The organism is Geodermatophilus sp. SYSU D00708 (genome assembly GCF_054050115.1).
In genome coordinates this window covers 105,009-120,043 of sequence record NZ_JBJGYS010000007.1, presented here as the reverse complement: position 1 = coordinate 120,043, position 15,035 = coordinate 105,009, and the positions used below count along the sequence as shown (strand labels likewise).

General features: G+C 75.1%; 11 protein-coding genes. 7 read left to right on the top strand and 4 right to left on the bottom strand.

From position 1 onward, the window contains the following. Positions 1 to 53 precede the first annotated feature (53 nt). Together ACI79D_RS08575 and ACI79D_RS08570 are read left to right on the top strand one after the other, a co-directional pair. A complete protein-coding gene (locus ACI79D_RS08575) occupies positions 54 to 1,865 on the top strand; it encodes a dynamin family protein (protein ID WP_456917946.1) in 1,812 nt (603 codons plus the stop codon). Next, entirely contained in the window at positions 1,862 to 3,448 is a 1,587-nt protein-coding gene (locus ACI79D_RS08570; RefSeq protein WP_456917945.1) for a dynamin family protein, read from the top strand. Before ACI79D_RS08575 ends, ACI79D_RS08570 begins: the two co-directional genes overlap by 4 nt. On the opposite strand, the gene ACI79D_RS08565 is transcribed toward ACI79D_RS08570, so the two are convergent. The 4 genes from ACI79D_RS08565 to ACI79D_RS08550 all read right to left on the bottom strand — a co-directional run bounded on the left by ACI79D_RS08565 (position 3,353) and on the right by ACI79D_RS08550 (position 7,715). After that, complete coding sequence (locus ACI79D_RS08565; protein WP_456917944.1) at positions 3,353 to 4,069, bottom strand: hypothetical protein; 717 nt, start codon at positions 4,067 to 4,069, stop codon at positions 3,353 to 3,355. The genes ACI79D_RS08570 and ACI79D_RS08565 overlap by 96 nt on opposite strands. 101 nt (positions 4,070 to 4,170) lie before the next feature. After that, entirely contained in the window at positions 4,171 to 4,947 is a 777-nt protein-coding gene (locus ACI79D_RS08560) for an enoyl-CoA hydratase-related protein (protein WP_456917943.1), read from the bottom strand. Between the two features lie 99 nt (positions 4,948 to 5,046). Continuing rightward, on the bottom strand, positions 5,047 to 6,711 hold the full coding sequence (locus ACI79D_RS08555; RefSeq protein ID WP_456917942.1) for a long-chain-fatty-acid--CoA ligase: 1,665 nt from the start codon (positions 6,709 to 6,711) through the stop codon (positions 5,047 to 5,049). A gap of 5 nt (positions 6,712 to 6,716) precedes the next feature. Next, a complete protein-coding gene (locus ACI79D_RS08550; RefSeq protein ID WP_456917941.1) occupies positions 6,717 to 7,715 on the bottom strand; it encodes a cyclase family protein in 999 nt (332 codons plus the stop codon). Between the two features lie 310 nt (positions 7,716 to 8,025). Here ACI79D_RS08550 and efeU point away from each other — a divergent pair, with 310 nt between their 5' ends. The 5 genes from efeU to ACI79D_RS08525 all read left to right on the top strand — a co-directional run bounded on the left by efeU (position 8,026) and on the right by ACI79D_RS08525 (position 15,023). Next, positions 8,026 to 8,925 (top strand): iron uptake transporter permease EfeU, encoded by a 900-nt coding sequence (gene efeU / locus ACI79D_RS08545; RefSeq protein WP_456917940.1) that lies wholly within the window; start codon positions 8,026 to 8,028, stop codon positions 8,923 to 8,925. After that, positions 8,912 to 10,084, top strand: a complete 1,173-nt coding sequence (gene efeO, locus ACI79D_RS08540) for an iron uptake system protein EfeO (RefSeq protein ID WP_456917939.1) — start codon at positions 8,912 to 8,914, stop codon at positions 10,082 to 10,084. Before efeU ends, efeO begins: the two co-directional genes overlap by 14 nt. A 78-nt stretch (positions 10,085 to 10,162) precedes the next feature. Next, positions 10,163 to 11,449 (top strand): iron uptake transporter deferrochelatase/peroxidase subunit, encoded by a 1,287-nt coding sequence (efeB, locus tag ACI79D_RS08535; protein ID WP_456917938.1) that lies wholly within the window; start codon positions 10,163 to 10,165, stop codon positions 11,447 to 11,449. Between the two features lie 219 nt (positions 11,450 to 11,668). Beyond that, positions 11,669 to 13,321: a serine/threonine-protein kinase gene (locus tag ACI79D_RS08530; RefSeq protein ID WP_456917937.1), complete on the top strand. Its 1,653-nt coding sequence runs from the start codon at positions 11,669 to 11,671 to the stop codon at positions 13,319 to 13,321. 76 nt (positions 13,322 to 13,397) lie between these two features. Next, positions 13,398 to 15,023, top strand: a complete 1,626-nt coding sequence (locus ACI79D_RS08525; protein WP_456917936.1) for a protein kinase domain-containing protein — start codon at positions 13,398 to 13,400, stop codon at positions 15,021 to 15,023. Positions 15,024 to 15,035 lie beyond the last annotated feature (12 nt).

Below are 15,035 nucleotides of genomic sequence, written 5' to 3'. Positions count from 1 at the left end.
GTGCACGGCTGTCGTCCTCACGGGTGGTAGGACCGGGGTACCAGGAGGTGATCGTGGCCACGTCAGCACAGGTGATCGACCGGGCGCTGGCGCTCGCGGAGGTCTGCGAGCGGCCGGACCTGCACCGGCGGCTGCTGCAGGCGCGGGCGCGCTCGCAGTCCCCCGGGGTGCGGGTCCTGGTGGTGGGGGAGCCCAAGCAGGGCAAGAGCTCGCTGGTCAACGCGCTGGTGGGTGCGCCGGTCTGCCCGGTGGCCGACGACGTCGCGACCGTCGTCCCCACGGTGGTGCGCAACGGGGAGGCGCCGCGCGCGACCCTCGTGCTGGCCACCGGTCCGGCCGGCGAGGCGGGCGAGGACGTCCCCACCGAGCGGGTGCCGGTGCCGATCGAGCAGGTCGCCGCCCGGGTCACCGGTCCCGACGAGCGGCTGGTGCAGGCGGAGGTGGAGCTGCCGCGGCGGCTGCTGGACGGCGGCCTGGAGCTCGTCGACACCGCCGGGGTGGGTGGGGTCGGCACGGTCCGGGCGCTGCGGACGGTGGACCTGCTGCCCACCGCGGACGCCGTCCTGCTGGTGTCCGACGCCAGCCAGGAGTTCACCGCCCCGGAGATGGCCTTCCTGGAGCAGGCCCGCGCGCTGTGCCCGACGGTGATCTGCGTCCTCACCAAGACCGACGCCTGCCCCCAGTGGCGCACGGTGGTCGAGCTCGACCGCGCCCACCTGGCCGGCCGCGGAGTCGAGGCGCCGCTGTTCGCGGTCTCCTCCGCCCTGGCCCAGCTGGCGGTGCAGCACCGCGACCGCGAGCTGCACCAGGAGTCGGGCATCGGCGCGCTGGTCACGCACCTGCGCCGCGAGGTGGTCGACCGCGCCGAGGTCCTCGCGCGGCGCTCGCTGGTGCACGACCTGGGCGCGGTGACCGACCACCTCGCCCTCGCCGTCCGCTCGGAGCTGGCCGGCCTGGAGGACCCCGCCGGCCGGGAGGAGCTGCTGCGCGGGCTGGAGGAGGCCAAGGCCGCCGCCGACGACCTGCGGCGCCGGTCCTCCCGCTGGCAGCAGGTGCTCGCCGACGGCGTCACCGACCTGATGAGCGACATCGACTTCGACCTGCGCGACCGCTCCCGGGTGGTGATCCGGGAGGCGGAGGAGGTGATCGACGCCCAGGACCCCGGCCCGGCCTGGCCCGAGCTGGCCGAGTGGCTGGACCGGCGGATCGCCGCCGCGGTCGCCGACAGCTACGTCTGGGCCGAGCAGCGCTCGGAGTGGCTGGCCGAGCGGGTGATCGAGCAATTCTCCCGGGACGGCGGCGCGGCGGTCCCGGCACTGTCGGTCGGGGCCGCCGGCGACGCCCTGGAGAACCTGGTCGACCTGCCGGAGATCGACGACGGCGCGATGACCCTGCGGGAGCGGACGCTGATCGGCCTGCGCGGCTCCTACACCGGCGTCCTGATGACCGGGCTGGTCACCAGCCTGGCCGGGATGGCGATCATCAACCCGATCTCGCTGGCCGCCGGCGTCCTGCTCGGCCGCAAGGCCTACAACGACGACCGCAAGCAGCGGGTGCAGCGGCGGCAGTCCGAGGCGAAGGCCGTCGTCCGCCGGCACCTCGACGAGGTGGTGTTCCAGGTCGGCAAGCAGCTCAAGGACCGGCTGCGCACGGTCCAGCGCACCCTGCGCGACCTGATCACCGACACCGCCGAGGAGATGTCCCGCTCGCTGGCCGACGCCGTGGCCGCCGCCCAGCGGTCGACGAAGGAGGCCACCGCCGAGCGGGACGCCCGCATCCGCTCGCTGCGGCTGCGGCTGGACCAGCTGGAGCGGCTCGCCGCCGAGGTGCGGCAGCTCAACCGGCCGGCGGTGGCCGTCCCGTGACGCTCACCGTGCCCGCACCGGCGACCGTCCTGGACGACGTCCGCGCCCTGCTGGACGAGGCGCTGGAGCGCTACGCGGACGAGCCCGCGGTCGCCGAGCTGCTCCGGGCGCAGCGACGGCGGCTGGACGAGCCGCTGCGGCTGGCGCTGGTCGGGCGGGTGAAGTCGGGGAAGTCCACGCTGCTCAACGCGCTGGTGGGCGCCCGGATCGCGCCCACCGACGCCGGCGAGTGCACCCGCGTGGTGACCCTCTACCAGCACGGGGCCACCCCCCGGGTGGTCCTGCACGGCACCGACGGCGAGGCGCGCGCCCTGCCGGTCCGCCGGGCCGACGGCGGCCTGCAGCTGGAGCTGGGGGGCACCCCGCCCGAGGAGGTGGACCGGCTGGTGGTGGAGTGGCCGGCCCCCGACCTGCAGCCGGCGACCGTGATCGACACCCCCGGCATCTCCTCGCTGTCCACGGGCACCAGCGCCCGCACCCGCACCTTCCTCGACGCCGACGAGGGGCTCTCCGGCGCCGACGCGGTCGTGTTCCTCACCCGCCAGCCCCAGCCCGAGGACGTCGCCGTCCTCGCCGCGTTCCAGGCCGGCACCGCCGCCGGCGCGCACACCACCACGATCACCGTGCTCTCCCGCGCCGACGAGGTCGGCGCCGGGCGGCTGGACGCGATGCACGCCGCCGGCGCGGTGGCCCGGCGCATGTCGGAGGACCCCGCGGTCCGGGCGGTGAGCGCGGCCGTGGTGCCCGTCGCGGGGCTGCTCGCCCTGGCCGCCCGCACGCTGCGGCACGGGGACTTCGTCGCGCTGCGCACGCTGGCCGGCGCGGACCAGGCGCAGGTCGCCGCGATGCTGCTGACCCCCGACCGGTTCTGCCGCCCCGAGGCGACCGTGCCGGTCCCGGCCGACGTCCGCGCCTCGCTGCTGGACCGGCTGGGCCTGTTCGGCATCCGGCTGTCGCTGACGCTGATCAAGGCCGGGGTGCCCGACGCCTCCGCCCTGGCCGAGGAGCTGCTGCGGCGCAGCGGCTTGGCCGAGCTGCAGCGGCTGATGCGGGTCCACCTGACCGACCGCGGCGCCCACGTGAAGGCCGGGACGGCGCTGCGGCTGCTGCAGACGGTGCTGGACGAGCACCCCGTGGACGGCGCCGACGCGCTGCGCGCCGGGGTGGAGCGGGTCCGCCTGACCGCGCCGGGCCTGGCCGAGCTGGAGCTGCTGGCCCGGACGCGGTCGGCCGACAGCCCGCTGCCGGAGGAGCGGCGGCCGGACGCCGAGCGCCTGCTGGGGGCCGACGGGACCGGCCCCGCCGCCCGCCTCGGGCTGCCGGAGGACACCGCGCACGCCGACCTGCGGGCCGCGGCGCGGGCCGCGCTGGACCGCTGGCGTGCGGTCGCCGGCGACCCGCTGGCCGGCCGGGCGAGCGCCGACGCCGCCGCGGTCGTCGTCCGCGCCTGCGAGGCGCTGCTCGCCGAGCTGGACGGCTGGCCGGGGTCAGCGCCGGGCACTCCGGCAGAAGGCGTGGGCCGAGCGGCTGAGCAGCGGGACGAGCGCGACGACGAGCAGCCCGGCGGCGGCGACCAGCGCTAGCCGGTCGGTGTCGGCGTCGCCGGCGACCACGCTCTGCGCGACGTCCAGGGCCAGCAGGGTCGGCAGCGCGGTGACCACCAGCGCCCAGCGGGCCCACGACCGGGCCCGCAGCAGCAGGCCCACCCAGACCAGGGAGACCGCCACCAGGACGGCGACGCCGGCCAGGACGAGGACCATCGTGGCGCGCACCCCGTCGGCGACGAGGTCGGCGGCGGCGGTGGGGTCCGCGGCGGTGGCCGTCTCGGTCAGCCGGGCCCGCAGCGCCTCGGAGTCCAGCAGCGCGGCGCCCAGGCCGGTCAGCGCCGCCAGACAGCCGGCCCACCACAGGGCGGCGGTGGCGCGCACGGTGCCGGGCACCTCCGGCCGGGTCCGGCCGATCGGCGGGGCGATGTCACTGGTCGTCGCCGGGCGCGGGGGCGGCGGTGGCGGGAGCTGGGCGACGACGTTGCCGGTGAAGACGACCGGCCGCGGCCGCGGTCCCCGGTCCTGCGCCGTCCGCGGCTGCGGCTCCCGGTCCCGCGCCGTCCGCGGCGCCGGCGCGGGGCGCGGGGACGGCGACCTCCCGGCCGGACCCCCCGCTGCCGTGCTCCGCGTCCCCCGGGACCCCGCCAGCTCCGTCACGTCTCCCCCTCCTGACGACCTGGGCGGAGCCTGTCATCGCCGACCGGCGGTGACCGTCCCCCTACGGCGTGCGGCGGGCGGTGTCGGCCGTGTCGACACCGTCAGTGACCGATGAACCGCGGGGTGCGCTTCTCCAGGAACGCCTCGACGGCCTCCCGGTGGTCGGCGGTCTGCCCGAGCTCCTTCTGCAGCCGGGCCTCCAGGGCGAGGGTGTCCTCGAGGGAGTCGGTGGCCGCGGTGGCCAGCACGGTCTTGAGCGCCCGGTAGGCGGCGGTGGGGCCGGCGGCGAGCCGGGCGGCCAGCGCCTGGGCCTCGGACAGCACCTGCTCGGGCTCGACCACGCGGTGCACCAGGCCCCACATCGCCGCGGTCTCGGCCGGGAAGGGGTCGGGCAGCAGGAGGATCTCGGCGGCCCGCGAGCCGCCGACGCAGTGCACCAGGCGGGAGGCCAGGCCCGAGTCGCTGGACAGCCCGATGCCGGCGAAGGCGGTGGTGAACTTCGCGCCGGCGGCGGCGATCCGCAGGTCGCCGGCGAGCGCGAGGCCGAGGCCCGCCCCCGCGCACGCGCCGTTGACGGCGACGACGACCGGCACGCGCAGCGCGGCCAGCGCCAGGACCAGCGGGTTGTACTCGTCCTCGACCACCGACAGCGAGCCCGCCGCGTCGTCCTTCAGCGCCTCGACGTGCTGGGCCAGGTCCTGGCCCACGCAGAACGCCCGGCCGGTCCCGGTGAGCACGACCGCCCGCACCGACCCGTCGGCGCCGACCTCGCGGACGACGTCGAGCAGCTCGCGGCGCGACCGGTGGGTGAGCCCCGCCCGCAGCATGGTGATCGTGGCGACGCCGTCGGCGTCCTCGCGGGTCACGGTCTCGGGCATCGTCGTCCCTCTCACGTCGTCCTGGCACGTCGAGATCGCGCGCTCTCGCCGTCTCCCGGGGCGGGAGCGTACGAGATCGCGCGATCTCGACCCGGCGGGTCAGCCGGTCGGCGGCTTGTCGCGGAGCTCGCGGCGGAGGATCTTCCCCGTCGTCGTCTTCGGCAGCTCGTCGACCAGCTCCACCGACCGCGGGTACTTGTAGGCGGCCATGCGCTCCTTGGCGAAGGCGATGACCTCCTCGGGGGTCGCGGTCATGCCCGGCTTGAGCGACACGAAGGCCTTCACCGACTCGCCGCGGTAGGCGTCCGGGACGCCGACGACCGCCGCCTCGCGCACCGCGGGGTGCCCGTACAGGACGTCCTCGACCTCGCGGGGCCAGACCTTGTAGCCGGCCGCGTTGATCATGTCCTTCTTGCGGTCGACGATGTAGAACCAGCCCTGCTCGTCCATGAACCCCACGTCGCCGGTGCGCAGCTCGCCGCCGGGCAGGGACTCCGCCGTCGCCTCGGGCTTGTTCCAGTACCCCGGCACGACCTGCGGCCCCGCGGTGGCGATCTCCCCGATCTCGCCGGGGGGCAGCTCCTTGCCGTCCTCGTCGAGGATCCGGACGACCGTGTCGTAGACCGGCACGCCGACCGACAGCGCACCCGAGTCGGCGTCCACCGGCGCCCTGCGGCCCAGCGGGACCAGGTGCGACGGGGAGTTGGTCTCGGTGAGCCCGTAGGCGTTGTGGATGTAGTGCCCGGTCAGCGCCTCGAACTGGTCGGTCACCGCGGGGGCGATCGGCGCGCCGCCGGAGTAGATGGCGCGGAACGACGTGAAGTCGTCCCGGGACACCCCCGGCACCCCCATCAGGGAGATGAACACGGTGATCGACCCGATGGTGAACGTCGGTCGCTGCTCCCGGATGGTGTCGAGCACCGCCTCCGGGTGGAAGCGGTGCGCCAGCACCAGGGGGCAGCCGACCAGCAGCGCGACCGCGACGTGCGCGACCAGCCCGGTGATGTGGAACAGCGGCGCGATGCCCAGGACGCTGTCCTGCGGCGTCAGGCCGACCCACTCCCGGTAGGTGTAGGCGTTGAACACCATCGTGCGGTGGGTGTTCATCGCGCCCTTGGGCACGCCCGTCGTCCCCGACGTGTAGGTCAGGATCGCCACGTCGTCCCCGGACGGCGCCGGGGCGCTCGGCTCCTTGCCGGCGTGCGTGGCGAGCAGCTCCTCGAGGTCGAGGGTGCCCTCCGGCCGGGAGCGGACGACGTCGCCGAGCACGCGCGGGTCGTTGCGGCTCTGCCGGTCCAGCGCCGAGCAGGTGACCACCGTGCGCACCTGCGTCTCGGGCAGGACGTCGCGGGCCACCGACTCGTACAGGTCGTCCAGGCACAGCAGCGCCGTGGCACCGGAGTCGCCGAGCAGGTAGGTCAGCTCGCGGGCCTTGTTCATCGGGTTGATCGCCACCGCCGCGCCGCCGGCCTTCCACGCGCCGAGCAGCCCGATGACGAACGCCGGGTCGTTCTGCACGTAGACGCCCATCCGGTCGCCCGGGGCGAACCCTGCCTCGGCCAGCCCCACGGCCAGCGCGTCGGAGGCGGCGTCGAGGTCGGCGAAGGTGAGGACGCCGTCGAAGTAGCGGATCGCGACGGCGTCCGGCGCGGCCACGAGGGCGGCCTCGAAGACCGCCAGCACCGTGTCGTGCTCGGGGGTGATGTCCGCGGGCTGGCCCTCCGCGTAGAGGGCCAGCCACGGACGCTGCTCGTAGACCGACATCGTGCCTACTTGACGGCGAGCGGGTTGACCGGCGAGCCGGTGGCCTGGTGCACCTTCAGCGGCGCGGCGGCGTACAGGAACGTGTACTGCTGGTCCTGCGCGCAGTCCTCGGCCAGCCGCTCCAGGTCGCAGATCTCGGTGAGGGTGACGCCGAGGTTGCGCATCAGCGCGCAGTGCAGCGGCAGGGCGGTGCCGTTGTTCGGGTCGTAGGTGACCTCGTTGGCGATGGTGTCGGTGACCAGGTTCGGGATCTCCATGTCCTGGAACCAGCGCACCAGCTCGGGGCTGTAGACCAGGCCGGGCTCGTTGAAGCCGTCGTAGAACTTCTCGCCCTGGTCGTAGAAGAGCTGGAGGAAGTTGGTCCGGATGACGAGGATGTCGTGCTTCTCGATCCGGGTGCCCTGGGCCTCCGCGCAGGCCACGAGGTCCTCGTGGGTGAACGTCTCGCCCTTGTCGAGGGTCTTCCTCCCGCGGAAGCGGGCCATGTCCAGCAGCACGCCGCGGCCCACGACGCCGCGCTGGGCGATCGGCTCGACGCTGGCCTTGTCCATCCCGCCGACCGTCGTCCGGGCGTCGTAGCCGTTCCAGATCTGCCCGCCGTACCAGACGTGCCCCAGGGCGTCGTACTGCGTGGAGCCCTGCAGGAAGGCGTTGATCTTGTCGTCGGCGTAGTGCAGGCCGCCGGGGAACTGCGGGGCGTCGGGGGAGTCCCAGCTGGACTCGTCCAGGATCATCGTCCGCTCCGCCGGTGAGCGCCCCGGCCAGACCGGGTCGCCCTTCGGGTCGCCGATCAGCCGCTGCAGCGTGAAGACCTTGCCCTGCTTCACGTGCTGGATGCCGCGCAGCACCTCCTCGGCGGTGAGGTAGTTGAGCGACCCGACCTCGTCGTCCGGCCCCCACTTGCCCCAGTTGGTGGGCGCGTCGGCCAGGACCTCGGTCATGTCCGGGACGGCACGGGGCGCAGTGGGGGACTGCTCCTCGGCCTGCTCGGCAGCGTTGGTCATCGATGGACCGTCCTCTCGGCTCTGGGAGGTGTCCGGCGGCCCGGACCGGCCACCGACGTGTCCACCGTCACAGTCGGCGGTTGCACCTGGCAAGCGTTCGCCGCGTACCGGCCGGTACCGCTGCAACGTCGGCGCAACGCCGACCCGCCACACCCCCCGGACGCCGGCCCGCGACACCCGCCGTCCCGGGACCTCCGGCGGCCGGAACCGGGACGGATGACCGAGGCAACGATCCCGGGTGACGTGAGTAAGGTGAGCCTGCCCTACGGCGCCGTCGCGGGGCTTCGTCGCGTCACGGATGGGGTCCCGCATGGACCAGGCGTTCCTCGCCAGCTTCCTGATCGGCCTCCGCGAGGGGCTCGAGGCGACCCTGGTGGTCAGCATCCTGGTGGCGTACCTGGTGAAGTCCGGCCGCCGGCGGCAGCTGTGGCCGCTGTGGGCCGGCGTCGCCCTCGCCGTCGCGCTGTCGGTGCTGTTCGGCGCCCTGCTCACCTACACCGAGACGACGCTGCTCGCCGACTTCCGGTCCCAGGAGCTGTTCGAGGCGATCACCTCGGTGCTGGCCGTCGGCCTGGTGACCTGGATGGTCTTCTGGATGCGGCGGACCGCCCGCAAGCTGAAGGGCGAGCTGACCGGGCAGCTGGAGCACGCCCTGGGCCTGGGCGCGCTGGCCGTCGCCGGCGTCGCCTTCCTCTCCGTCGTCCGCGAGGGCCTGGAGACGACGCTGCTCTTCTACGCCGCCGCGCAGGGGGCCACGACCACCGCGACGCCGCTGGTCGCGATCACCGGCGGCGTGCTCAGCGCCGTCCTCATCGGCTTCGGGCTCTACGCCGGCGCGATCCGCGTCGACCTGTCGGAGTTCTTCACGGTCAGCGGCGTGCTGCTGGTCTTCGTCGCGGCCGGGATCCTCAAGTACGGCGTCCACGACTTCCAGGAGGCCGGCGTGCTGCCCGGCCTGGACACGCTGGCCTTCGACGTGTCCGGCGTCCTCGACCCCAACAGCTGGTACGGCGCGGCGCTGGCCGGGATGTTCAACATCACCCCGGCCCCGACCGTCCTCGAGTCGGTCGCCTGGGTCGTCTACGTCGTCCCGGTGCTCGTCGCCTTCCTCTGGCCGGCCCGCCCGCGGGCGGCCGCCACCCCCTCGTCCCCCGGCGCCGTGCCGGGGGACCCGTCGAAGCCGGAGACCCACGAGAATGTCCGCGCATAGTCCCCGCCTCCGTGGCCGTCGCCTCCCCCTCCTCACCGCGGCCCTGCTCGCGGCCCTGACCACCGCGGCCTGCGGCAGCAGCGGGAGCGACGCCGGCGGTGAGGGCGCCTCCGGCTCCGCGGCGGCGGACACGATCACGGTGGCCTCCACCGACGACGCCTGCGACGTCGCGGAGTCCGAGCTGCCGGCCGGCACCCACTCGTTCGAGGTCACCAACCAGGGCAGCAGGGTCACCGAGTTCTACGTCTACGCCGAGGGCGACCGGGTCATGGGTGAGGTCGAGAACATCGCGCCCGGGCTGACCCGCGAGCTGCTGGTCGAGCTGCCGTCCGGGGACTACGAGACCGCCTGCAAGCCCGGCATGGTCGGCGACGGGATCCGCAACGCGCTCACCGTCACCGGTGAGGCGCCGCAGCTGTCCGAGGACGAGACCCTCGCCCAGGCCTCGGCGGACTACCAGCGCTACGTGCAGAGCCAGACCGGCGCCCTGCTGGAGCAGACGAAGGCCTTCACCGACGCCGTCCGGGCCGGGGACGTCGAGGGGGCCAAGGCGCTGTTCCCGGTGGCGCGCACGTACTGGGAGCGGATCGAGCCGGTGGCCGAGAGCTTCGGCGACCTCGACCCGCTCATCGACGGCCGCGAGGGTGACCAGGCGCCGGGGGAGGACTTCACCGGCTACCACCGCATCGAGCAGGCGCTGTGGGAGACCGGCGACGTCTCGGCGATGGGCCCGTACGCCGACCAGCTCGACGCCAACGTGCAGGAGATCGTCGACCTCGCGAACGAGGTGGTCCTCGACCCGCTGCAGCTGGCCAACGGCGCCAAGGCGCTGCTCGACGAGATCGCGACCGGCAAGATCACCGGCGAGGAGGACCGCTACTCGCACACCGACCTGTGGGACTTCGCGGCCAACCTCGAGGGCTCCGAGGCCGCCGTCCAGGCGCTCCGGCCCTACCTCGAGGAGGCCGACCCCGACCTGGTGGCCCAGATCGACGAGCGGTTCGCGGCCACCGAGGCGGAGCTGGAACAGTACCGGGCCGGCGACGGTTGGGTCCTCTACGACCAGCTCACGCAGGAGCAGCTGCGCGGCCTGAGCGACAGCGTCACTGCGCTCAGCGAGTCCGTCAGCCAGGTCGCCGCGGTCGTCGCCGACCGCTGACCAGCAGCGCGGTCGTCCCCGGCCGCTGATCGTCGTCCGCGGTCGTGCCCGGCCGCGGACCAGTGCAGTGAGGCAGCCATGAGCGAACCGACCCCACCTGCCCGGGGCCTGTCCCGGCGACGCCTGTTCGGCCTCTTCGGGGCCGGCACGGCGGGGGTCCTCGCGGCCGGGGCCGCCGGCGGCGCGATCGGCCGGGCCACGGCGGGGTCCGCGCCCGGCACGGACGTCAGCGACGTCGTCGAGTTCTCCGGTGCCCACCAGGCGGGCATCGTCACGCCGGCGCAGGACCGGCTGCACTTCGTCGCGCTCGACGTCACCGCCGACAGCCGCGAGGAGCTCGTCGCGCTCCTCCAGGCCTGGACGGCGGCCGCCCGCCGGATGGCCGCCGGGCAGGACGCCGGGCCCGAGGGCGCCCTGGGCGGTGGCCAGTACGCCGTGCCGGACGACACCGGCGAGGCGCTGGGCCTGCCCGCCTCGCGGCTCACGCTCACCATCGGCTTCGGCCCGACCCTGTTCACCACCGCCGACGGGCGCGACCGCTTCGGGCTGGCCGCCCGCCGTCCCGAGCCGCTCGCCGAGCTGCCCCCGTTCGCCAACGAGTCGCTCGACCCGGCGATCAGCGGCGGGGACCTGTGCATCCAGGCCTGCGCCAACGACCCGCAGGTGGCGGTGCACGCCGTCCGCAACCTGATCCGCATCGGCGCGGGGAAGGTCAGCGTCCGCTGGTCGCAGCTCGGCTTCGGCCGGACGTCGTCCACGACGACCGACCAGGCCACCCCGCGCAACCTGTTCGGGTTCAAGGACGGCACCGCGAACCTCAAGGCGGAGAACGCCACCGCGATCGACCGGTTCGTGTGGGTGGCCGACGGGGACAGCGGCTCGGACTGGCTGGCCGGCGGCAGCTACCTGGTCACCCGGCGGATCCGGATGCACATCGAGGTCTGGGACAGCTCGACGCTCGACGACCAGGAGAAGACCATCGGCCGGACCAAGGGTGAGGGGGCGCCGCTGGGGCAGCAGCGCGAGTTCGACCCGGTCGACTTCACCGCGCAGGTCGACGGGGAGTTCGCGATCCCCGAGACCAGCCACGTCTTCCTCGCCCACCCGACCAACGCGGGGACGGCGATCCTGCGGCGCGGCTACAGCTTCGTCGACGGCTCCGACGAACTGGGCCGCCTCGACGCCGGGCTGTTCTTCATCGCGTTCCAGCGCAACCCCGAGACGGGGTTCGTCCAGGTGCAGCGCAACCTGCAGAACGACGAGCTCAACGAGTACGTCGTCCACACCTCCTCGGCCGTGTTCGCCTGCCCGCCCGGGGTCCGCGGGGACGACGACTGGTGGGGGCGCGCCCTCTTCGAGGGGTGACGAACGACCCCGTCCCACGCTGCCGCCGCCCTGGGATGATGGAGGCGGTTCCCGTCGGGGGAGCCGGACGCGTTCTCCGGACTGCGACACGCCCGGGATGCGACCGGCGAGCCCGTGCATGTGTAGTCGCAGGCGAGGCGGGACATCTTCTGACCAGGGGCACCGGCAGTCCCTGGGGCTGAGACGGGGCGGCCGGTCGCAAGCGAGGGGTGAGCCACCGTGGTGGAGCCGGGACGGCGCAGCCTGGGTGACCGCTACGAGCTCGCCGCCCTGATCGCCGCCGGCGGCATGGGACAGGTGTGGCGCGGGGTCGACAACCTGCTGGGCCGGCCCGTCGCGGTGAAGGTGCTGCGCAGCGAGTACACCGCCGATCCCACGTTCCGGGCCCGCTTCCGCGCCGAGGCGCAGCACGCCGCCGCGCTCAGCCACCCGAACATCGCCGCCGTCTTCGACTACGGCGAGACCGAGACCCCCGACGGCGAGGCGCTGTCCTACCTGGTCATGGAGCTGGTCGAGGGCGAGCCGCTGTCGGCGGTGCTGCACCGGGAGGGCCGGCTCGACGCCGAGGCCACGCTCTGCCTGCTCGAGCAGACCGCCTCCGCGCTGGCGGAGGCGCACCGCGTCGGCCTGGTCCACCGGGACGTCAAGCCGGGCAACATCCTGATCCGCGTCGACGGCAGCGTGAAGATCACCGACTTCGGCATCGCCTGGTCGGCCGACAGCGTGCCGCTCACCCGCACCGGCCAGGTCATCGGCACTCCGCAGTACCTCGCGCCCGAGGTCGCCGAGGGCAAGCACGCCACCCCCGCCAGCGACGTCTACGCCCTCGGCCTGGTCGGCTACGAGTGCCTGTGCGGGCACCCGGCCTTCGAGGGCGACAACGCCGTCACGATCGCGCTCAAGCAGGTCCGGGAGGACCCCCGCCCGATGCCCGACGAGCTGCCGGGTGAGGTCCGGTCGCTGATCCGCCGGGCGCTGAGCAAGGACCCCGCGGTGCGGATGCCCGACGGCGCGGCGTTCGTCGCGGCGATCGGCGACATCCGGGCCGGGCGCCCGCAGGCCGAGCCGCCGGCCACGCGCGCGGTCGCCGTCCCCCCACCCCCGCCCGGCAGCGGGGAGCAGCCCGCCGTCGCGCCGTCGCTGCCGAGCCCGCGGACCGACAGCACGCCCGCGCCGCACACGATCAGCCCGCCGGTGCGTCGCCGGCACCGCGCGGCGGCGGTGCTCGTGCCGCTGCTGACGCTGCTGCTCGGCGCGGGGGTCGCCGCGGGCGTCTTCGTCGCCGTGAACAACGACCCGTCCCCGTCGCCGCGGCCGGCGGCGCAGACCGAGGACGCGACGATCGCGCTCGACTCGGCCGACTACGTGGGCCGCCCGGTCGACGAGGTGGCGCTCGCGCTGTCCGCGCTGGGTCTGCTGGTCTCCCGGCAGCAGCAGGTCAGCCCGGACTCGGTGCCCGGCCTGGTCACCGGGCTGGAGCCGCCCCGCGGGTCGCTGCGGCCCGGCGACGAGGTGGTCGTCCGCTACGCCGTCGCGCCGCCCAGCCCCGGGACCTCGCAGCGCGCGTCCACGCCGCAGACCGGCCACGCCGGGGGCGAGAGCACCCCCGCCACCCCGGCGCCGCAGGAGGACGCCGCCCCGGCCGCCCCGCCGAGCGCCTCCGAGGCCCCGCAGACGACCCAGCAGCCGGGCAGCGCGGCGCCGTCGTCCGCCCCGCCCACCACGTCGGCGCCCACCACGACGACCGCGCCGACGACCACGTCCACCGCGCCCACGACCACCACGGCTCCGTCGTCGTCCGCGACACCGTCGACGATCACCCGGTCGGAGGACTCCTGGCCCCCTCACGAGGACGACGAGGACGACGACTGACCGCTCCGGGAGGCCGGCCACGGCGCGCGGTGGCACGCTGGCAGACCGCTGAGAACCGGCGAGGTCGGGGGGCAGGGTGACGGGACCGCAGGGGCGCACGCTCGGCGACCGCTACGAGCTGCAGACCCTGCTCGCCACCGGCGGCATGGGGCAGGTGTGGCGGGCGCGCGACCAGCTGCTCGACCGGGCCGTCGCGGTGAAGGTGCTGCGCAGCGAGTACACCGGCGACCCGACCTTCCTCGCCCGCTTCCGCGCCGAGGCCCACCACACCGCCCGGCTGCTACACCCGGGCATCGCCGCGCTGCACGACTACGGCGAGGAGGTGTCGGCGGAGGGGGAGACGCTCGCCTACCTGGTCATGGAGCTGGTGGAGGGCGAGCCGCTCTCCGCCCTGCTCGCCCGGGAGGGCCGGCTCGACGCCGAGCGCACGCTGGACGTCGTCGGGCAGGTGGCGGCCGCGCTGGCGGTGGCGCACGCCGCGGGGGTGGTGCACCGCGACGTCAAGCCCGGCAACCTGCTGCTGGGGGTGGACGGCCGGGTCAAGGTCACCGACTTCGGCATCGCCTGGTCGGCGTCGAGCGTGCCGCTCACCCGGACCGGCCAGGTCGTCGGCACCGCGCACTACCTGTCCCCGGAGCAGGCCGCCGGCGGGCGGGCGGCCCCGGCCAGCGACGTCTACGCCCTCGGGGTGATCGCCTACGAGTGCCTCGCCGGTCGGCGTCCGTTCGACGGGGACAACGCGGTGCAGATCGCGCTCATGCAGATCCGCGAGGAGCCCGAGCCGCTGCCCGCCGACGTCCCCGGGCCGTTGCGCACCCTGGTCGCCACCGCGCTGGTCAAGGACCCGGCCGCCCGGTTCCCCGACGGTGCCGCCGTCCGGGACGCCGTCGCCGACGTCCGGGCCGGGCGGACCCTCCCGCCGCCCCCGACGGCGCCGCTGTCGCTGACCGGGCTCGCGCCCGTGCCGCGCCGCCGTCGGCTGCTGGTGCCGGTCGCCGCGCTGCTGGCCGGTGCCGGCATCGGGATCGCCGCGTTGCAGGTCGCCGGCGACGAGCCCGTGGCGGGGACCGCGGCGCCGCCGGCCGCCCCGTCCGACCCGGCGTCCACGGGGGTGCTGGTGGCCGCCGCCGACCACCTCGGCCGGCCCGTCGACGAGGTGGAGGCCGCGCTGGCCGCGCTCGGCCTGCGGGTGGAGCGGGTGACGCAGGAACGCGGCGACGTCCCGGCCGGCCAGGTGGTCGGCCTCGGCCCGGTCGGCGCGCTCGCGCCGGGTGACCTCGTGACGCTCACCGTGGCGGTGACGCCGCCGGCGCCGGTCGTGGTGGAGCGGGTGGTGGAGACGGTGGTCCCGCCGGCGGCGCCGGCCGCTCCCGTCGTGGACGTCGTCGACGACCCGGTCGCGGACGCGTCGGGGCCGGCGTCGGGCTCGGGGGCGGACTCGGCGTCGGGGGCGGCGCCGGACGACCTCGCGGGTGACGACGCCGACGGCTCGGGGGACTTCGGCGACTCCGGCGACTCCGGGGAAGCCGACGACTCGGGGGACTCGGACGGCTCAGGGGACGCCGACGGCTCAGGGGACGCCGACGACGGGCCGGACTCCGGCGGGAACCCGGGCAACGGCAACGGCAACGGCAACTCGGGTAACGGCAACGGCAACGCGGGCAACGGGAACGGCAACGGCCGGGGGAACGGCCGCGACTGACCCGTGCCCCGG